Annotated in this window: 17 protein-coding genes, 1 pseudogene and 1 riboswitch; of the genes and pseudogenes, 17 read left to right on the top strand and 1 reads right to left on the bottom strand. The window is 73.9% G+C overall.

Annotated elements, in window-relative coordinates; all coding sequences use genetic code 11:
• Positions 1-3: 3 nt before the first annotated feature.
• The 13 genes and pseudogenes from ACSUPT_RS26050 to ACSUPT_RS26110 all read left to right on the top strand — a co-directional run bounded on the left by ACSUPT_RS26050 (position 4) and on the right by ACSUPT_RS26110 (position 13,698).
• Positions 4-876, top strand: coding sequence for a glycosyltransferase family 2 protein (locus ACSUPT_RS26050; protein ID WP_351966627.1), 873 nt, complete (start codon positions 4-6; stop codon positions 874-876).
• Between the two features lie 109 nt (positions 877-985).
• Complete coding sequence (locus tag ACSUPT_RS26055) at positions 986-1,915, top strand: ABC transporter permease (RefSeq protein WP_351966628.1); 930 nt, start codon at positions 986-988, stop codon at positions 1,913-1,915.
• On the top strand, positions 1,908-2,711 hold the full coding sequence (locus ACSUPT_RS26060; RefSeq protein ID WP_351966629.1) for an ABC transporter ATP-binding protein: 804 nt from the start codon (positions 1,908-1,910) through the stop codon (positions 2,709-2,711). The genes ACSUPT_RS26055 and ACSUPT_RS26060 overlap by 8 nt, the downstream gene beginning before the upstream one ends.
• Before the next feature lie 328 nt (positions 2,712-3,039).
• Positions 3,040-3,951 carry a squalene synthase HpnC gene (gene hpnC, locus ACSUPT_RS26065; protein ID WP_436945722.1) on the top strand — a complete coding sequence of 304 codons (912 nt, stop codon included), beginning with the start codon at positions 3,040-3,042 and terminating at the stop codon, positions 3,949-3,951.
• On the top strand, positions 3,948-4,898 hold the full coding sequence (gene hpnD, locus ACSUPT_RS26070; RefSeq protein ID WP_436945724.1) for a presqualene diphosphate synthase HpnD: 951 nt from the start codon (positions 3,948-3,950) through the stop codon (positions 4,896-4,898). Before hpnC ends, hpnD begins: the two co-directional genes overlap by 4 nt.
• A 4-nt stretch (positions 4,899-4,902) precedes the next feature.
• Positions 4,903-6,309, top strand: a pseudogene (gene hpnE / locus ACSUPT_RS26075) (hydroxysqualene dehydroxylase HpnE); the annotation flags it as partial.
• A complete protein-coding gene (locus ACSUPT_RS26080; RefSeq protein ID WP_436945725.1) occupies positions 6,306-7,406 on the top strand; it encodes a polyprenyl synthetase family protein in 1,101 nt (366 codons plus the stop codon). The pseudogene hpnE and the gene ACSUPT_RS26080, both read left to right, overlap by 4 nt.
• A gap of 169 nt (positions 7,407-7,575) precedes the next feature.
• Complete coding sequence (gene shc, locus ACSUPT_RS26085) at positions 7,576-9,651, top strand: squalene--hopene cyclase (RefSeq protein WP_436945727.1); 2,076 nt, start codon at positions 7,576-7,578, stop codon at positions 9,649-9,651.
• Positions 9,652-9,819: 168 nt separating this feature from the next.
• Entirely contained in the window at positions 9,820-10,425 is a 606-nt protein-coding gene (locus ACSUPT_RS26090) for a phosphorylase family protein (RefSeq protein WP_436946269.1), read from the top strand.
• A 5-nt stretch (positions 10,426-10,430) separates the two neighbouring features.
• On the top strand, positions 10,431-11,453 hold the full coding sequence (hpnH, locus tag ACSUPT_RS26095) for an adenosyl-hopene transferase HpnH (RefSeq protein ID WP_351966633.1): 1,023 nt from the start codon (positions 10,431-10,433) through the stop codon (positions 11,451-11,453).
• A gap of 13 nt (positions 11,454-11,466) precedes the next feature.
• Positions 11,467-12,852, top strand: coding sequence for an aspartate aminotransferase family protein (locus tag ACSUPT_RS26100; RefSeq protein ID WP_361662381.1), 1,386 nt, complete (start codon positions 11,467-11,469; stop codon positions 12,850-12,852).
• Positions 12,853-12,910: 58 nt separating this feature from the next.
• Entirely contained in the window at positions 12,911-13,522 is a 612-nt protein-coding gene (locus ACSUPT_RS26105; protein WP_351966635.1) for an XRE family transcriptional regulator, read from the top strand.
• On the top strand, positions 13,519-13,698 hold the full coding sequence (locus ACSUPT_RS26110) for a DUF6126 family protein (protein WP_399217847.1): 180 nt from the start codon (positions 13,519-13,521) through the stop codon (positions 13,696-13,698). The genes ACSUPT_RS26105 and ACSUPT_RS26110 overlap by 4 nt, the downstream gene beginning before the upstream one ends.
• Positions 13,699-13,776: 78 nt before the next feature.
• Here ACSUPT_RS26110 and ACSUPT_RS26115 read toward each other — a convergent pair whose 3' ends face one another.
• Positions 13,777-14,586: a tyrosine-protein phosphatase gene (locus ACSUPT_RS26115; protein WP_351966637.1), complete on the bottom strand. Its 810-nt coding sequence runs from the start codon at positions 14,584-14,586 to the stop codon at positions 13,777-13,779.
• Between the two features lie 738 nt (positions 14,587-15,324).
• Positions 15,325-15,487, top strand: a riboswitch (cyclic di-AMP (ydaO/yuaA leader).
• A 2-nt stretch (positions 15,488-15,489) separates the two neighbouring features.
• Here ACSUPT_RS26115 and ACSUPT_RS26120 point away from each other — a divergent pair.
• The 4 genes from ACSUPT_RS26120 (at position 15,490) to ACSUPT_RS26135 (ending at position 19,541) form a co-directional block, all read left to right on the top strand.
• Entirely contained in the window at positions 15,490-16,407 is a 918-nt protein-coding gene (locus ACSUPT_RS26120) for a M23 family metallopeptidase (RefSeq protein WP_436945729.1), read from the top strand.
• A 152-nt stretch (positions 16,408-16,559) separates the two neighbouring features.
• Positions 16,560-17,336 carry an SGNH/GDSL hydrolase family protein gene (locus ACSUPT_RS26125; RefSeq protein ID WP_351966639.1) on the top strand — a complete coding sequence of 259 codons (777 nt, stop codon included), beginning with the start codon at positions 16,560-16,562 and terminating at the stop codon, positions 17,334-17,336.
• Between the two features lie 140 nt (positions 17,337-17,476).
• Positions 17,477-18,736: an MBL fold metallo-hydrolase gene (locus tag ACSUPT_RS26130; protein ID WP_436945730.1), complete on the top strand. Its 1,260-nt coding sequence runs from the start codon at positions 17,477-17,479 to the stop codon at positions 18,734-18,736.
• 268 nt (positions 18,737-19,004) lie between these two features.
• Positions 19,005-19,541 carry a Dps family protein gene (locus tag ACSUPT_RS26135; RefSeq protein ID WP_436946270.1) on the top strand — a complete coding sequence of 179 codons (537 nt, stop codon included), beginning with the start codon at positions 19,005-19,007 and terminating at the stop codon, positions 19,539-19,541.
• The last annotated feature ends 50 nt before the right edge of the window (positions 19,542-19,591 follow it).

The following is a 19,591-nucleotide window of genomic DNA, read 5'->3' on the forward strand; positions in this document are numbered from 1 at the left end:
GACATGAAGCTCGGTGCCGTCATCATCACCATGGGCGACCGCCCCGACGACCTGAACGCCCTCATCGAGTCCGTCGCCCGCCAGGACGGCGAGCCGGTCGAGGTCGTCGTCGTCGGCAACGGCGCCCCCGTCCGCGGCGTCCCCGGCTGGGTCCGCACCGTGGACCTGCCCGAGAACCTGGGCATCCCCGGCGGCCGCAACGTCGGCATCGAGGCGTTCGGCCCGAACGGCTCCGACGTGGACGTGCTGCTGTTCCTCGACGACGACGGGCTGCTGCCGAACAAGGACACCGCCCAGCTGCTGCGCGAGGCGTTCACCGCCGACCCGGAGCTGGGCATCGTCAGCTTCCGCATCGCCGACCCGGACACGGGCGTCACCCAGCGGCGCCACGTGCCCCGGCTGCGCGCCTCCGACCCGATGCGCTCCTCGCGCGTGACGACGTTCCTCGGCGGCGCCAGCGCCGTACGCACCAAGGTCATCGAGCAGGTCGGCCCGCTGCCCGGCGAGTTCTTCTACGCCCACGAGGAGACCGACCTCGCCTGGCGCGCCCTGGACGCCGGCTGGATGATCGACTACCGGTCGGACATGGTGCTCCACCACCCGACGACCGCCCCCTCCCGGCACGCCGTGTACCACCGCATGGTCGCGCGGAACCGGGTCTGGCTGGCCCGCCGCAACCTGCCCGCGCCGCTGGTGCCGGTGTACGTCGGCGTGTGGCTGCTGCTCACCCTGCTGCGGCGCCCGTCGGGGCCCGCGCTCAAGGCGTGGTTCGGGGGCTTCAAGGAGGGCTGGACGACGCCCTGCGGGCCCCGGCGGCCGATGCGGTGGCGCACGGTGTGGCGCCTCACACGACTGGGCCGCCCGCCCGTCATCTGACAAGCTCGGACCCGGCGGCACCGGTGCCGGGTCAAGGGCCGCCGCCCTTCCCGGACACCGGCGCCGCACCTCTTCCGCCCCCGCACCGTGAACACGAAAGTTTCGACCTGTGAGTGAGACAACCCACGACCGAGCGGTCGCCGTGAGTGTCCCGCCCTCGCCCGACGACGGTCTGACGCCGGCGGAGCTGGCGGCCAAGTACGGCCTGTCGGTGAGCGGCGCCCGGCCGGGCCTCGCGGAGTACGTCCGGCAGCTGTGGGGACGGCGTCACTTCATCCTGACGTTCTCCCGGGCGAAGCTCACGGCCCAGTACAGCCAGGCCCGCCTCGGCCAGCTGTGGCAGGTGGCCACACCGCTGCTGAACGCCGCGGTGTACTTCGCGATCTTCGGCCTGATCCTCGAGGCCGGCAAGGGCATGGACAAGAAGGTCTACGTCCCGTTCCTGGTGACGGGCGTCTTCGTGTTCATGTTCACGCAGACGTCGGTGATGTCCGGGGTGAAGTCGATCTCCGGCAATCTGGGCCTGGTGCGGGCCCTGCACTTCCCGCGCGCCTCACTGCCGATCTCCCTCGCGCTCCAGCAGCTCCAGCAGCTGCTGTACTCGATGCTGGTGCTCTTCGTCATCGTGGCGATCTTCGGCAGCTACCCGTCGCTCGCCTGGCTGCTGATCGTGCCGGCGCTGGCGCTGCAGTTCATGTTCAACACGGGCCTGGCGCTGATCATGGCGCGGCTCGGCAGCAAGACGCCCGACCTGGCCCAGCTGATGCCCTTCATCATGCGGACGTGGATGTACGCGTCGGGCGTGATGTTCTCCATCCCGATCATGCTGCGGGACAAGCCGGCGTGGATCGCCGACGTCCTGATGTACAACCCGGCGGCGATCTACATGGACCTGATCCGCTTCGCGCTGATCGAGGGCTACACCTCCGACAACCTGCCCGACCACGTCTGGGCGGCCGCGGTGCTGTGGGCGGTCGTCGTGGGCGTCGCCGGGTTCGTGTTCTTCTGGAAGGCTGAGGAGCGGTACGGCCGTGGCTGACGACATCGACGGCGCCCGCCCGACCGGGCCGCGCATCCCCACCGTGATCGCCGACGACGTGCACATCGTGTACCGGGTCAACGGCGGCGGCTCGGCGGGCAGGGGCAGCGCCACGGCGGCACTCAGCCGGATACTCCGGCGCGACAAGGGCGAGAGCCGCGGCGTGCGCAAGGTCCACGCCGTGCGCGGGGTCTCCTTCACCGCCTACCGGGGCGAGGCCATCGGCCTGATCGGCACCAACGGCTCGGGCAAGTCCACCCTGCTGCGCGCCATCGCGGGCCTGCTGCCCACCGAGCGCGGCAAGGTCTACACCGACGGCCAGCCCTCCCTCCTCGGCGTCAACGCCGCGCTGATGGGCGACCTGACCGGTGAGCGCAACGTCATCCTGGGCGGTCTCGCGATGGGCATGTCCCGCGAGGAGATCAAGGAGCGCTACCAGGACATCGTCGACTTCTCCGGCATCAACGAGAAGGGCGACTTCATCACCCTGCCCATGCGGACCTACTCCTCCGGTATGGGCGCCCGCCTCCGCTTCGCCATCGCCGCCGCCAAGAACCACGACGTCCTGATGATCGACGAGGCGCTGGCCACCGGTGACCGCAAGTTCCAGATCCGCTCCGAGGAGCGCATCCGCGAGCTCCGCAAGGAGGCCGGCACGGTCTTCCTGGTGAGCCACAGCAACAAGTCGATCCGCGACACCTGCGACCGGGTCCTCTGGCTGGAAAAGGGCGAGCTGCTCATGGACGGGCCGACCGACGAGGTCCTGCGGGCGTACGAGCGGGAGACCGGCCGCTAGCCGCGCCCGCCGCCCGGAAAACCGCACGTCATCCCCGCCGGGGCCCGGCCGGACCCCCGGCCCGGGCCCCGCGCCATGTGCGCGCGCCGCGAGCCGACCGGGCCGTGCGGAGGGGACGGCGTAAGCTGTACCGGTTGTTTCACGCCATGTGCGGCGATGGTTCCAGAGGACCGGCGGCGTGTCCGAAAGAGGATGCTTCGGGTGCGCAGTGTAGAACGGGAGACGTGACGGCCATGACGGAGAACCCCCAGCCGACCCCCGGGTCGCCGCTGGCCGAGGGACCCGCCGTCCCCAGGCCGGGCGGCCCACGGCGACGGGTGTCCGACAGGTGGTGACACCCGACGCTCCCGCGCGGACGACCCTCGACAAGGCCACGGACGAGAACTTCCCCGTGGCCCCCTTCTTCCTGCCCCGCGCCTGGCGCGCCGACCTGATGGCCCTCTACGGCTTCGCCCGCCTCGTGGACGACATCGGCGACGGCGACCTCGCCCCCGGCGGCGCCGACGCCCGCCTCCTGGGCGCCCGCCCCGACGACGGCCCCGAGGCGCTCCTCGACGCCCTCGAAGCCCAGCTGCTGCGCTGCTTCGGCACGGACGCCGGCATCCCGCAGGCGGGGCCCGTCCACCCGCTGCTGGAGTCGGTCCGCGCCACCGTCCGCCGCCACGGCCTGGCCCCCGAGCCGTTCCTCGCGCTCATCGAGGCCAACCGCCAGGACCAGCGGGTCCGCCGCTACGCGACCTACGACGACCTCCTCGCCTACTGCGAACTGTCCGCCAACCCCGTCGGCCGGCTCGTCCTCGCCGTCAGCGGAACCTCCACGCCCGAGCGCGTCCGCCGCTCCGACGCCATCTGCACCGCCCTCCAGATCGTCGAGCACCTCCAGGACGTCTCCGAGGACCTCCGCCGCGACCGGATCTACCTGCCCGCCGAGGACATGGCCCGCTTCCACGTCACCGAGGCCGACCTCGCCCGGCCCACCGCCAACGCCTCGGTGCGCGCCCTCGTCGCGTTCGAGGCGCAGCGCGCCCGCGACCTGCTGGACGAAGGCGCCCCGCTCGTCGCCGGCGTCCACGGCAGGCTCCGCCTCCTCCTCGCGGGCTTCGTCGCCGGCGGCCACGCCGCCCTCGACGCCATCAGGGCCGCCCGGTACGACGTGCTCCCCGGACCGCCTTGGGCCCCCAGACACCGCCTGCTCCGCCGCGCCGGAGCGGTGTGGCGAGCAGCGCGCGGAGAGGGGTGAGCAGGACCGTGGACACGACAGCGCAGACGCCTTTGCCCGTCCAGGCCGCGTACAGCTACTGCGAGGCCGTCACGGCCCGGCAGGCCAGGAACTTCGCGTACGGCATCCGCCTCCTGCCGGCCGGGAAGCGCCAGGCCATGTCGGCCCTGTACGCGTTCTCGCGGCGCGTGGACGACATCGGCGACGGCACCCTGGGCCCCGACGCCAAGCAGAGCCGCCTCGAAGCCGCCCGCGACGTGCTGGACCGCGTCCGGCGCGGCGCGGTCGCCGAGGACGACACGGACCCGGTGGCCGTCGCGCTCGCCGACTCGGCCCGCCGCTTCCCGCTGCCGCTCGAGGGCTTGGACGAGCTGATCGACGGCGTCCTGATGGACGTGCGCGGCCGGACGTACGAGACCTGGGACGACCTGAAGGCGTACTGCCGCTGCGTCGCCGGCGCCATCGGACGCCTCTCCCTCGGCGTGTTCGGCACGACCCCGGGCGCACGCGACGCCGCCCGCGCCCCCCACTACGCCGACACGCTGGGGCTCGCCCTGCAGCTCACCAACATCCTGCGCGACCTGCGCGAGGACGCCGCCAACGGCCGCAGCTACCTGCCCGCCGAGGAACTCGCCACGTTCGGCTGCTCCGGCGGCTTCCACACCGCCACACCGGCCCCGGACGCCGACTTCACCGGCCTGATCCACCACGAGGTGCGCCGCGCCCGCGCCCTGTTCGCCGAGGGCTACCGGCTGCTGCCGCTGCTCGACCGGCGCAGCGGCGCCTGCGTGGCCGCCATGGCCGGCATCTACCGCCGCCTCCTCGACCGGATCGAGCGGGACCCGGCGGCCGTCCTGCGCGGCCGCGTCTCCCTGCCCGGCCGCGAGAAGGCGTACGTCGCCGTGCGCGGCCTGTCCGGACTGGACACCCGCACGGTCACCCGCCGCACCGAAAGGACCCGCCCGTGAACGCCACGCCGAGTCCGCGCAGCCCCCGGGAGCGCCCATGAGCGGCCACCACGCCGTCGTCGTCGGCGGCGGCCTCGCCGGGGTGACCGCCGCGCTGCGCCTCGCCGACGCCGGAGTGCGGGTCACCCTCCTGGAGGGCCGCCCCCGCCTCGGCGGACTCGCGTTCTCCTTCCGCCGCGGCGACCTCACCGTCGACAACGGCCAGCACGTCTACATGCGCTGCTGCACCGCCTACCGCTGGTTCCTCGACCGCGTCGGCGGCACGGACCTCGCCCCCGTCCAGAACCGGCTCGACGTGCCCGTCCTGGACGCCGCCCGCCCCGGCGGGCCCCGCCTCGGCCGGCTGCGCCGCAGCGCCCTGCCCGTACCGCTGCACCTGGCGGCCAGCCTCGCCGCCTACCCGCACCTGTCGGTCGCCGAGCGCCTCGCCGTCGGCCGGGCCGCCCTCGCGCTGAAGGGCCTCGACCCCGCCGACCCCGCGCTCGACGCCACCGACTTCGCCGGCTGGCTCGCCCGGCGCGGACAGTCCCGCCGCGCCGTCGAGGCCCTGTGGGACCTCGTCGGCGTCGCCACCCTCAACGCCACCGCCGCGCACTCCTCCCTCGCGCTCGCCGCCATGGTCTTCAAGACCGGGCTGCTGTCCGAACCGGGCGCCGCGGACATCGGCTGGGCCCGCGTCCCCCTCGGCCACCTCCACGACACCCTCGCCCGCAAGGCGCTCGAAGCGCGCGGCGTGCGGATCGCCGTCCGCACCAAGGCCACCGCCGTCACCCCCGCCGACGGCGGCCGCTGGGTCGTCGACGTGCCCGGCGACTGCCTGGACGCCGACACCGTCGTCCTCGCCGTACCGCAGCGCGAGGCCCACGACCTCCTCCCGCCCGGCGCCCTCGACGCGCCCGGCGACCTCCTGCGGATCGGCACCGCCCCCATCCTCAACGTCCACGTCCTGTACGACCGTCCGGTCCTGCGCCGCCCCTTCTTCGCCGCGCTCGGTTCACCCGTCCAGTGGGTTTTCGACCGCACGGAACCGGCCGGCCTCACCGGCGGCGGCCAGTACCTCGCCGTGTCCCAGTCGGCGGCCCAGGCGGAGATCGACGCGCCCGTCGCCGAGCTGCGCGCCCGCTACGTGCCGGAACTGCGGCGTCTGCTGCCGCCCGCGCGCCACGCGCGGGTGACGGACTTCTTCGTCACCCGCGAGCGCACGGCGACCTTCGCCCCCGCTCCCGGCGTGGCCCGGCTGCGCCCCGGTGCCCGAACTCGCGTGCCTGGCCTGTATCTTGCGGGCGCGTGGACCGCCACCGGCTGGCCCGCGACCATGGAAGGAGCGGTACGCAGCGGTTTCACCGCCGCGGCCGCCGCTCTCTCGGCCCTCGGCCGCCCCCATGTACATCCGCTCGAGGAGGCGGCATGAGACCGAGTTCAGGAAACAGAGGAGAGACCGTGCCGACAGTGCCCCCGGCGAACCCCGCCGTCGACGCAGCGGAGGTCGCCGCGCTGCTGGACCGCGGGCGGACCCTGTCCACCCCCGTGCTGCGCGCGGCGGTGGACCGGCTCGCGAAGCCCATGGACACCGTCGCCGCCTACCACTTCGGCTGGATCGACGCCCTCGGGCGGCCCGCCGACGGGGACGGCGGCAAGGCCGTCCGGCCGGCGCTCGCGCTGCTGTCCGCCGAAGCGGCGGGCGCCCCGCCGGAGACGGGGATCCCCGGCGCGGTCGCCGTGGAGCTCGTCCACAACTTCTCGCTGCTGCACGACGATCTGATGGACGGCGACGAGCAGCGGCGCCACCGCGACACGGTGTGGAAGGTGCACGGCCCCGCGCAGGCCATCCTCGTGGGCGACGCGCTGTTCGCCCTCGCCAACGAGCTGCTGCTGGAGCTCGGCACGGTCGAGGCCGGCCGCGCCACCCGCCGGCTGACCGTCGCCACCCGGAAGCTGATCGACGGCCAGGCGCAGGACATCTCGTACGAGCACCGCGAGCGGGTCACCGTCGAGGAGTGCCTGGAGATGGAGGGCAACAAGACGGGCGCCCTGCTCGCCTGCTCCGCCTCCATCGGCGCGGTGCTCGGCGGCGCCGACGACACCACCGCCGACGCCCTGGAGGCCTACGGCCACCACCTGGGCCTCGCCTTCCAGGCCGTCGACGACCTGCTGGGCATCTGGGGCGACCCGGAGTCCACCGGCAAGCAGACCTGGAGCGACCTGCGCCAGCGCAAGAAGTCCCTCCCGGTGGTCGCCGCGCTCGCCGCCGGCGGCCCCGCGTCCGAGCGGCTGGGCGAGCTGCTCACCGCCGACGCCAAGAGCCAGGACTTCGACTCCTTCTCGGAGGAGGAGTTCGCCACCCGCGCCGCCCTCATCGAGGAGGCCGGCGGCCGCGACTGGACCGCCGAGGAGGCCCGCCGCCAGCACGCCGTCGCCATCGGCGCGCTCGACCGCGTGGACATGCCCGCGCGCGTACGGGCCCAGCTCACCGCGCTCGCCGACTTCGTGGTCGTACGGAAGCGATGACCGCGAACACCGCCGCGCGCACGCCCGGAGCCCTCCCGACCCGCACCGGGAGCCCGATCCGGCACATATGACGTCGCGGTCGCCGGCCGGTGCCGTACGCCACGCGCGTACGGCACCGGCCGACGGCAGACCCGAGGCAGCAGCACATCCACTGCACGAAGGGGAAGCCATGACAGCGACGACCGACGGAAGCGCCCAGGCCGCGGGCCCGGCGACCGCCGACCTCCACGACACCGCGACGCCCGCCGCCCCCGGCGCGGCCCCCGCCGCCACGGCCACCGCCATCCCGCCGGGCCCCGCGGCCACGGCCACCGCGACGGGCGCCCTCGCCGCGCCCGCCGTGGAGAGCGGCCCCGCCACCGCGGCCGAGACGGCCATGCGCCGCGCCGTCGACCACCTCCTCGCCCGGCAGGACGCCGAGGGCTGGTGGAAGGGCGACCTGGAGACCAACGTCACCATGGACGCCGAAGACCTGCTCCTGCGCCAGTTCCTCGGCATCCGCGACGACGCCACCACCGAGGCCGCCGCCCTCTTCATCCGGGGCGAGCAGCGCGACGACGGCACCTGGGCCACCTTCCACGGCGGGCCCGGGGAGCTCTCCACCACCGTCGAGGCGTATGTGGCGCTGCGCCTCGCCGGCGACCCGCCCGACGCCCCGCACATGGCCCGCGCCGCCGCCTGGGTCCGCGACCAGGGCGGCATCGCGGCCGCCCGCGTCTTCACCCGGATCTGGCTGGCCCTCTTCGGCTGGTGGAAGTGGGAGGACCTGCCGGAACTGCCGCCCGAGATGATCTACCTGCCGCGCTGGTTCCCGCTGAACATCTACGACTTCGGACAGTGGGCCCGGCAGACGATCGTGCCGCTCACCATCGTCTCCGCCAAACGGCCCGTGCGCCCGGCGCCGTTCGCGCTGGACGAGCTGCACACCGACCCGCGCCGGCCCAATCCGCCCCGCCCCCTCGCCCCGGCCGGCACCTGGGACGGGCTGTTCCAGCGCCTCGACAAGGCCCTCCACCACTACCGCAGGATCGCGCCGCGCCCCCTGCGCGCGGCCGCGATGAACGCCGCCGCCCGCTGGATCCTCGAACGGCAGGAGAACGACGGCTGCTGGGGCGGCATCCAGCCGCCCGCCGTGTACTCGCTGATCGCCCTCCACCTCCTCGGCTACGACCTCGGGCACCCCGTGATGCGCGCCGGGCTGGACTCGCTGGACCGGTTCGCCGTACGGCGCGAAGACGGCGCCCGCATGGTCGAGGCGTGCCAGTCGCCCGTCTGGGACACCTGCCTCGCCACCATCGCCCTCGCCGACGCCGGGCTCCCCGCCGACCACCCCGCCCTCGTCAGGGCCGCCGACTGGCTCCTCGCCGAACAGGTCGTACGCCCCGGCGACTGGGCCGTGCGCAGGCCCCATCTGCCGCCCGGCGGCTGGGCGTTCGAATTCCACAACGACACCTACCCCGACATCGACGACACCGCCGAGGTGATCCTCGCGCTGCGCCGGGTGCGCCACCCCGACCCCGAGCGGGTGGACGCGGCCGTCGAGCGCGGCGCCCGCTGGACCCTCGGCATGCAGTGCCGCGACGGCGCCTGGGGCGCGTTCGACGCCGACAACACCAGCCCCTTCCCCAACCGGCTGCCGTTCTGCGACTTCGGCGAGGTCATCGACCCGCCGTCCGCCGACGTCACCGCCCATGTGGTGGAGATGCTCGCACACGAGGGCCGCGCCAAGGACCCGCGCACCCGCCGGGGCATCGCCTGGCTCCTCGCCGAACAGGACCCGCGCGGCTCCTGGTTCGGCCGCTGGGGCGTCAACCACCTGTACGGCACGGGCTCCGTCGTGCCCGCGCTGACCGCCGCCGGGCTGCCCACGACCCACCCGGCGATCCGGCGGGCCGTCGCCTGGCTGGAGTCCGTGCAGAACGAGGACGGCGGCTGGGGCGAGGACCTTCGCTCGTACCGCGACGAGGGGTGGATCGGCCGGGGCGCCTCCACCGCCTCGCAGACCGCGTGGGCGCTCATGGCGCTGCTCGCGGCGGGGGAGCGGGACTCGGCCGCCGCGGAGCGGGGCGTCGCCTGGCTCGCCCGTACGCAGCGGGAGGACGGCTCCTGGGACGAACCGCACTTCACCGGCACCGGCTTCCCCTGGGACTTCTCCATCAACTACCACCTCTACCGGCAGGTGTTCCCGCTCACCGCCCTCGGCCGGTACGTCCACGGGGAGCCCTCCCCCGGCAAGGGGCGCTGAGTGGCCGCCGGACCGGGCCCCACCGGACCCCCCGGCCGCCCGCCGCGACCGGAACCGCCGGCCCGGCCGCCCACCGCCGCGCCGCCGCCCGGCCCGTACGAGACCGCGCACCCGTCCGGCCCGTACGAGACCGGGCCGCCGTCCGGACCGTACGGCGCCGGGCAGCCGCTGCTGGTCGCCTGCGCGCTCGGCATCGAGCACCTGGCGCTGCGCAGCGGCCGCGCGGCGGGCCGGGCGACGCTGCTGCGCACCGGCATGGGCCCCGAGCAGGCGCGCCGCGCCGTGGCGGGCGCCCTGCGGGACGGGCCGCTGAGCACCGCGGCCGTGATCGCCTCGGGCTTCTGCGCCGGGCTCGCCCCCGGTATGCACCCGGGCGACCTGGTCGTCGCCGACGAGACGCGCGGCCCGCACGGCGCCACCCCCTGCACGGCCCCCGAGGCGCTGGTCGCGGCCCTGGCGCGGGCGCTGCCCGGCCGGACCGTGCACACCGGCCCGCTGACCGGCTCCGACCACGTCGTACGAGGACAGGAGCGGGCCGCGCTGCGCGCCACGGGCGCCCTGGCGGTCGACATGGAGTCCGCCGCCACCCTGCGCGCGGCACTCGCGGCGGGGCCCCGCCCCGTTGCCGCCGTCCGGGTGGTCGTGGACGCCCCGGAGCACGAACTGGTCCGAATCGGCACGGTACGCGGTGGAATATCAGCCTTCCGTGTTCTCCGTGCCGTACTCCCCGCGTTCCATGAATGGCACCGTTCCTTGCTGCTCCCCAGGAGGTGAGCCAGATGGCCATGCCGCTCCGCCAGACCGTCCGGGTCGGGACCTATCTGCTTGGACAGAAGCTCCGCAGGCGCGAGAAGTTCCCCCTCATCGTCGAACTGGAGCCGCTCTACGCCTGCAACCTCAAGTGCGAGGGCTGCGGCAAGATCCAGCACCCGGCCGGCGTCCTGAAGCAGCGCATGCCCGTCGCCCAGGCGGTCGGAGCGGTCCTGGAGTCCGGGGCGCCCATGGTCTCCATCGCCGGCGGCGAACCCCTGATGCACCCCCAGATCCACGAGATCACCCGCCAGCTGGTCGCCCGCCGCAAGTACGTCTTCCTCTGCACCAACGCCCTCCTGCTGCGCAAGCGGCTGGACGACTTCACCCCCTCCCCCTATTTCGCCTTCGCCGTCCACATCGACGGACTGCGCGAACGCCATGACGAATCCGTCGCCAAGGAAGGCGTCTTCGACGAGGCCGTCGCCGCCATCAAGGAGGCGAAGCGCCGCGGATTCCGCGTCACCACCAACTCCACCTTCTTCAACACCGACACGCCCCAGACCGTCATCGAGGTCCTCGACTTCCTCAATGACGACCTGCGCGTGGACGAAATGATGATCTCCCCCGCCTACGCCTACGAAAAGGCGCCCGACCAGGAGCACTTCCTCGGCGTGGAGCAGACCCGCGAACTCTTCAGAAAGGCGTTCGCCGGCGGCAACCGGCGCCGCTGGCGCCTCAACCACTCGCCACTGTTCCTCGACTTCCTGGAGGGCAAGGCCGATTTCCCCTGCACCGCCTGGGCCATCCCCAACTACAGCCTGTTCGGCTGGCAGCGCCCCTGCTACCTGATGAGCGACGGATACGTCCCCACCTACCGGGAGCTGGTGGAGGAGACCGACTGGGAGGCGTACGGACGCGGCAAGGACCCGCGCTGCGCCAACTGCATGGCCCACTGCGGCTACGAACCGACCGCCGTCCTCGCCACCATGGGCTCCCTGCGCGAATCCCTGCGCGCCGCCCGCGAGGCCGTACCGGGCCGCAGGGCCTGACGAGGAGCGAGGCATGAGCACCGACTTCGACCTGCGGAAGCTGCTCGCCGACCGCGCCCGCGAGCGGTACGAACTGCACGCCCGGCACCTCAACCACCAGCTGCCGCGGATGCTGCACACCATCGGCTTCGACAAGATGTACGAGCGCGCCGAGGGAGCCCACTTCTGGGACGCCGAGGGCCACGACTACCTCGACATGCTCGCCGGGTTCGGCGTCATGGGCCTGGGCCGCCACCATCCCGTGGTGCGCCGCGCCCTGCACGACGTGCTCGACCTGGACCTGCCCGACCTCACCCGCTTCGACTGCGCGCCGCTGCCCGGTCTGCTCGCCGAGCGGCTGCTCGCCCACTCGCCCCACCTGGACCGGGTCTACTTCGGCAACAGCGGCGCCGAGGCGGTGGAGACCGCCCTCAAGTTCGCCCGCCGCGCCACCGGCCGCCCCCGCGTCCTGTACTGCTCCCACGCCTTCCACGGGCTCACCACCGGCGCGCTCTCCGTCAACGGCGAGGACTGCTTCCGCGACGGCTTCGCCCCGCTGCTGCCCGACACCGCCGTCGAGCTCGGCGACCTCGACGCCCTCGACCGGGAGCTGCGGCGCGGCGACGTGGCCGCGCTGATCGTGGAACCCGTCCAGGGCAAGGGCGTCCACGAGGCCCCGCCCGGCTACCTGCGCGCCGCCCAGGAGCTCCTCCACAAGCGGGGCGCCCTCCTCATCGCCGACGAGGTCCAGACCGGCCTCGGCCGCACCGGCGACTTCTACGCCTACCAGCACGAGGAGGGCGTCGAGCCCGACCTGGTGTGCGTCGCCAAGGCCCTGTCCGGGGGGTACGTGCCGGTCAGCGCCACGCTCGGCAAGGACTGGATCTTCAAGAAGGTCTACTCCTCCATGGACCGCGTCGTGGTCCACTCCGCGAGCTTCGGCGCCAACGCCCAGGCCATGGCCGCGGGCCTCGCCGTCCTCGCGGTCCTGGAGGACGAGGACGTCGTCGGCAACGCCCGCCGCACCGGCGCCCTGCTGAAGTCCCGGCTCGCCGCGCTCACGGACCGGTACGAGATGCTCCGCGAGGTCCGCGGACGCGGGCTGATGATCGGCATCGAGTTCGGCAGGCCCGCCTCGCTGGCGCTGCGCGGGCGCTGGACGATGCTCCAGACGGCCCGCAGGGGACTGTTCGCGCAGATGGTGGTGGTCCCGCTGCTCCAGCGGCACCGCATCCTCACCCAGGTCTCCGGAGACCGCCTGGAAGTGATCAAGCTCATCCCGCCGCTGATCATCGGCGAGGCGGACGTCGACCGCTTCGTCACCGCGTTCACCGATGTGATGGACGAGGCGCACAGCGGCGGTGGACTGATCTGGGACTTCGGGCGCACCCTGGTCAAGCAGGCGGTCGCCAACCGCTGACTTTTGCCCGTGGGGCAAGAAAATTGCCCCACGGGAAAATTCCTGGCGCAATGGTCGTATGACGACCGTCGAAGGAGAGCCGGCCGAGAGCCTGCCGGACGTCGCGCCCCAGCTGCGCGCCCTGCGCCGCCGCCGGGGCCTGACCCTGGAGGCGGCCGCCCGGCGCGCCGGACTCTCCCCGGCCCATCTGTCCCGCCTGGAGACCGGCCGCCGCCAGCCGTCGCTGCCGATGCTGCTCGGGCTCGCCCGCACCTACGGTACGACCGTCTCGGAGCTGCTGGGCGAGGTGGCCCCGGCCACGGACCCGGTCGTCCGGGCGGGCCGCGCCGAACCGGTCGAGGCCGGCGGCTGGACGTACCACCAGGCGGGCGCGGCGGGCCGGGCCATGCAGGCGCTGCGCGTCGAGGTCCCGTACACGGGGCTGCGTGACGCGGTGCGCGTCCACGCGGGCGAGGAGTGGCTCTACGTGCTCGCCGGGCGCGTGCGGCTGGCGCTCGGCGACGCCGTGCACGTCCTCGATCCGGGCGACAGCGCCCACTTCGACTCGCTCACCCCGCACCGCATCGCCGCGGCCACCCGGAGCGGCGCCGAGCTGCTCTTCGTCCACACCCTCATGCAGAGCCCCGCCGCCGACCTGTGCCTCGGCGACGGCCCCGCCGCGCACCACTGAGCAGAACCGAGAGGTACGCCATGCCCGAGCCGGAGAACCCGAAGCCCATCCCGAGCACCCAGGAGCGGTGGATCAACCGCAACCTCGTCATACGGCTGTTCGCCTACCTGGTCGCGGGCCATCTCTTCGCGGCCTTCCTGTACCTGCTGTTCATGCTGGGCGGGCAGAACCAGTAGCCCGGCTCAGCCCGCCCCCGGGCGTCTCGGCCGTCCGCGCCCGGCTCAGGCCGTGCAGGCTCAGGCCGTGCCGCCGTCTCAGCCGTCGAGGAGACGGGCGCGCAGCCGTTCGCGGGTCTCGTCGGTCAGCCCCAGCCCGTCGGCGAGGTACCGCTCGGTCGACCCCCAGCGCTCCTCGATCGTCGCGTACGCCGTGTCCAGGTACTCCGCGCGCGCGTCGAACAGGGGGCTGAGCAGCTCCATGACCTCGGAGGACATGCCGGCGGGCGACGAGTCGCCGCGGCGGACCTTGTACCGGCGGTGCGGGTCGTTCGACTTCAGGTAGTCCGCCTCGATCGCCTCGCGCTCCACGCCGACCGCGAGCAGGACCACCGCTATGGACAGGCCGGCGCGGTCCTTGCCCGCCGCGCAGTGCATCAGTGCGGGCACGCTCTCGGCGGCGAGCGCGTGCAGGACCCGGCTGTGCTCGGCGGTGCGCTCCGCGATGATCGACCGGTACGCGGCGCGCATGCGGGCCGCCGCCTTGCCGTCGCCGAGCAGCTCCCGCAGCTGGTCCAGGTCGCCGTCGCGGACCATCGTCCAGAACTCGGCGCCGTCGGCCGGGTCGGTCAGCGGGATGTTGACGTTCCGGACGCCCGGGAGCTCCACGTCCGGGCCCTCCAGGGCCTGGTCGGCGGCGTTGCGGAAGTCGAAGACGGTGTGCAGCCCGAGGGACGCGAGGAACGCCGCGTCCTCCTCCGTCGCGTGCGCCAGGTGACCGCTGCGGAACAGCACCCCCGGCCGCACCCGGCGCCCGTCCACGGTCGGCAGCCCGCCCACGTCGCGGAAATTGCGGACGCCGGTCAGCTCCGGTTCGGCGGTCGACGGGAAGGGCGGCAGCTGCGTCACGGGGGCTCCTCCGTGTCCGGTGTCGGCGACGTCCGCCGACAGGTTGGCGGTCCGACGATACGACATCGCTTCCCCGGTCGGCGTGGCCCGACGCCCGCCCCCACTCCGTCGCCCCGCCCCTTCTCGGGGCCCCCGCGCCGCCCCTTCCCTGGGCCCCCGTGTCACCCCTTCCCTGGGCCCCCGCGCCATCCCTCCTCCCGGCGTCCGTGTCACCCCTTCTCCCACCCCGGCGACACCGCCCCTTCTCCGACCCCGGCGACGCCGCTCCTTCTCCCGGCTCCCGTGCGCCCCTCCGCACCGCCCGGCGCAGGGCCCCCGGGGGCGCCCCTCCGGCGGCCCGCTGCCGTGCCCCGGCCCGCCCGCGCCTCGCGCCCCATCAGGACCCACGATGCGATTACCTCCCACTTGACGAGGAGTTGGGCCGCTGATCACTTAAAGATGCTTCTGTCGCTTCTGTCCGTATTGCTCTGCTACGTCATAACGCGCCCTGGAAACAAGGGAGATGGCCGCCGCCGCGTGAGCAGCGTCATAAAGGTGACGGACCGTGGCCGACGGCGCCGCGCAAAAGCCCTGCGCCGCACGGGAATTCATGATCCGTAATCCACGGAGGGTGACCGCAATTCCCCGGTGAATTCCGCGGAGTGAATGCGCCCGCGCAACCATCCGCTTGTTCCCGTCGTCCTCACTCGTTTACCGTCCCGTTCCAGCCGGGCGGATCGCCGAATCCTGCCGCCGCCCCGGAAATTCGCACCCATCCAACGTGTGGCAGGAGCGGGGGAACCAGGTAGTCCGCCGTGCGGGAATTCCCGTACGGCTCGGGGTGAAGTCGCGCTCGACGCGCGGCCGGACAGCTCCAGTCCGAACCCGACAGCTCACCTCGCAGGCGCCGGAGAGGAATTCGCCATGCCCGCCAAGGGTAAGCACCGCCGTACCAAGTCCCATGCCCTCACCCGCGGTTTCGTCGCCGCCGGTACGGGTGGCGCCGCCATCGCCCTCCCGCTCCTCGGTGCGACCGGCGCGCACGCCGCCGCCCCCGCCGCGGCCCCGGCCGCCGCCCCCGCGCAGACGGCGGCCGTCGCGACCGTCGCCGAGGCGGGCAAGGCCGCCCCGCGCGTCTACACCGTCGTCGCCGGCGACTACCTGGCCAAGATCGCCCACAACAAGAACGTCAAGGGCGGCTGGAAGAAGCTGTACGCCGACAACCGCGAGGTCATCGGCAGCGACCCGGGCCTCATCCACCCGGGCATGAAGCTCACCCTCGGCGCCAAGAACACCGCCAAGAGCCCCGCGAAGGCCGACGACACGCGAGGCGAGCGCGCCTCCCGTTCCGCCGCCAAGACCGAGGCCCCCGCCGAGGCGAAGCCGGCCGCCGAGACCCCGGCCCCCGTGCGCGAGCAGGCCCCCGCCCAGAGCGGCTCCGGCTTCACCGCCCCGGTCTCCGCCAGTGTCACCACGCCGTACCGGGCCTCCGGCTCCATGTGGTCGTCCGGCTACCACACCGGTGTCGACTTCGCCGCCGCCTCCGGCACCAGCATCAAGGCCGTCGGCCCGGGCACCGTCGTCTCCGCCGGCTGGAGCGGCGCGTACGGCAACGAGGTCGTCATCAAGCACGCCGACGGCAACTACTCGCAGTACGCCCACCTCTCCTCCCTCTCCGTCTCCGCCGGCCAGTCGGTCGGCGGCGGCCAGCAGATCGGCCTGTCCGGCTCCACCGGCAACTCCTCCGGTCCGCACCTGCACTTCGAGATCCGCACCGCCCCCGGCTACGGCTCGGACATCGACCCGCTGGCCTACCTCCGCGGCCACGGCGTCAGCATCTGACGCATAACGCACCAAAACGCCACGGCCCGGCCCCCGAAAGGGTGCCGGGCCGTCGCGCGGTGGCGGAGATCACGCCCCGTCAACCCCTCCTTACGGTCGCGTAGGTCACATCTCGGGGTGAATGATGTGCGGCCGTGGCAGACGATTCGACGATGGGGGAGAACGACGTGATCGGGTCGTACACGGCGATCGGCGACAGCTTCACCGAGGGCGTCGGCGACCCGGGCCCGGACGGCCGCTTCGTCGGCTGGGCCGACCGGCTCGCCGTCCTGCTGGCCGACCGGCTTCCGGAGGAGCACGAGTTCCGGTACGCCAACCTCGCCGTACGCGGCAGGCTCCTGGACCAGATCGTGGCCGAGCAGGTGCCCCGCGCCAAGGAACTCGCCCCGGACCTGGTGACGTTCTGCGCCGGCGGCAACGACATCATCCGACCCGGCAGCGACCCCGACGACGTGGCCGAGCGCTTCGAACGCGCGGTCGCCGACCTGAGGTCCGTCATCGGCACCGTCGTGGTGACCACCGGCTTCGACACCCGCGGCGTGCCGGTCCTGCGCCATCTGCGGGGCAAGGTCGCCACGTACAACGGCCATGTGCGCGCCATCGCCGACCGGTACGGCTGCCCGGTACTCGACCTGTGGTCGCTGCGCTCCGTGCAGGACCGCCGCGCCTGGGACCAGGACCGGCTCCACCTGTCGCCCGAGGGCCACACCCGGGTCGCGCTGCGCGCCGCCCAGGTCCTCGGCCTGGAGGTCCCGGCCGACCCCGACCAGCCGTGGCCGCCGCTCCCGCCGCGCGGCACGCTGGAGGTCCGGCGCGACGACATCCAATGGGCCCGCGAGTACCTCGTGCCGTGGATCGGCCGCCGGCTGCGGGGCGAGAGCTCCGGCGACCGCATCTCCGCCAAGCGCCCCGACCTGCTGCCCCTGTAGCGGCGGGGCGGCGGCCGCGCGGGTCCCCGGAGCGCAGGGCGCGGGACGGGGACCCGGGCCCGGCGGGAACGGAGCGCGGAGCGCGGGCGTTGTCGTACCGTCCGCTCATAATGGAGGGGACCCGAGCCCCTGGAGGTGCCGTGACCGGCGACGACCCCCTCGTACGGCTGCGCGCCCGCCTCCGCGCCCTGCGCCCCGCCGCCTTCGGCGCCGACCCCGCCGGCGAGCGGCTGGCCCGCATCCGGCGCTCGCCGCACTTCGCCGACGGCGCGTTCCGCAACCCCGGCGCCACCCGCCACCGCCCCTCCGGCTCGGCGGTGGAGTTCACGAAGACGTACTTCCGCAAGGAGGAGCGCGTCCGGCGCGCCCCCGCCCGGACCATACCGCTGCACCCGGCCACGGCCGCCGACCTGGCCCGGCCCCCGGCCTCCGGGCTGCGCCTGACCTGGACCGGCCACTCCAGCGTGCTCGCCGAGATCGACGGCGCGCGCGTCCTGTTCGACCCCGTGTGGGGCGACCGCTGCTCGCCCTTCGCCTTCGCCGGCCCCAAGCGGCTGCACCCCGTCCCGCTGCCCCTGGCCGCGCTCGGCCCGGTCGACGTCGTCGTGATCTCCCACGACCACTACGACCACCTCGACCTGCCCACCGTCCGGGCCCTCGCCGGCACGGACACCCTCTTCGCCGTCCCGCTGGGCGTCGGCGCCCACCTGGAGCACTGGGGCGTGGCCCCCGCCCGGATCCGCGAGCTGGACTGGAACGAGTCCACCGAGGTGCGCGGCATCCGCCTCACGGCCACCCCGGCCCGCCACTTCTGCGGCCGCGGCCTGCGCAACCGGCAGCACACCCTCTGGGCGTCCTGGGCCGTCGCCGGCCCCGAGCACCGGATCTACCACAGCGGCGACACGGGCTACTTCCCCGGCTTCCGCGACATCGGCGCCCAGCACGGCCCGTTCGACGCGACGATGATCCAGATCGGCGCGTACTCGGAGTTCTGGCCCGACATCCACATGACACCGGCCGAGGGCATGCGCGCCCACCTCGACCTCCAGGGCGGGCGCCCCTCCGGTGTGATGCTGCCGATCCACTGGGCCACGTTCAACCTGGCGCCCCACCCGTGGGCCGAGCCGGGGGAGTGGTCGAAGGACGCGGCGGAGGAGGCCGGGCAGTCCGTCGCCCTGCCGCGGCCCGGCGAGCCCTTCGAGCCCGCGGTGGCCGTGCCCGCCGAGCCGTGGTGGCGCGCGGTGTCGACGCCCCTCGACCACCCGTGGCGCGACTCCGCCGAGCCGCCGCTCCCGTCCTCCGAGGAGACCGCCCACCCGACGCGGGGCTGGCCCACGAGCGGTGAGGACCGGGGGCCGTACCCCTCCACCGGCACACGGCCCCGTACGCGTCCCCGGTGACGAGGCCGCCCGGCGCGCCGCCGCCGGGCCCGTGACGAGGCCGCCCCGGTCCCGTGCGCGCCGCTGACCAGGACGTACGGACCCGCGTCCCGGGGCGCCCCCGTCCCGCGGCCGCTCCTGCTCCGAACCGGTGAGAAGGGCCGGGACGGGCGCGCGGGTGCGGTCGGATCGCCGCGAGCGGTGGTTGTCTGCTCCCTCCGACCCCGCACGCGCAAGGAGCGCCGCCGTGCCGCCAGAGCCCGCAGACATCGCGTACACCATCCCCGGAATGGACGTCCGGGACAGCCAGGACATCATCGAGCTGCTGCAGATGCGCCTGCACTCGCTCAACGACCTCCACCTGACCCTCAAGCACGTCCACTGGAACGTCGTCGGCCCCCACTTCATCGCCGTCCACGAGATGATCGACCCGCAGGTCGACCAGGTGCGTGCCATGACCGACGACCTCGCCGAGCGGATCTCTACGCTCGGCGGCGAACCGGTCGGCACCCCCGGCGCGCTGGTGGAGCGGCGCACCTGGGACGACTACTCGATCGGACGTGCCGAGGCCATCGAGCACCTGGGGGCGCTTGACCTCGTGTACACCTCCGTGATCAGGGAACACCGGGAGGCCATGCGCGCCACCGAGTCCTCGGACCCGGTCACCCAGGACATGCTCATCGAGCAGCTGCGCGGCCTGGAGCTCTTCCAGTGGTTCGTGCGCGCGCACCTGGAGTCCAGCGGCGGGCGGCTCAGCACCCGCGGGGCCACCACGGAGACCGGCGCCGCCGGCCAGGCGGCCGAGCAGGCGCGCCACCAGCCGTGACGCCCGCGCGGGCGGACGCCCGGCGTGCGCCCGCCCGCGCCACCCCGCGA

It is taken from the genome of Streptomyces sp. SudanB25_2051 (assembly GCF_964272635.1).
GTDB lineage: Bacteria > Actinomycetota > Actinomycetes > Streptomycetales > Streptomycetaceae > Streptomyces.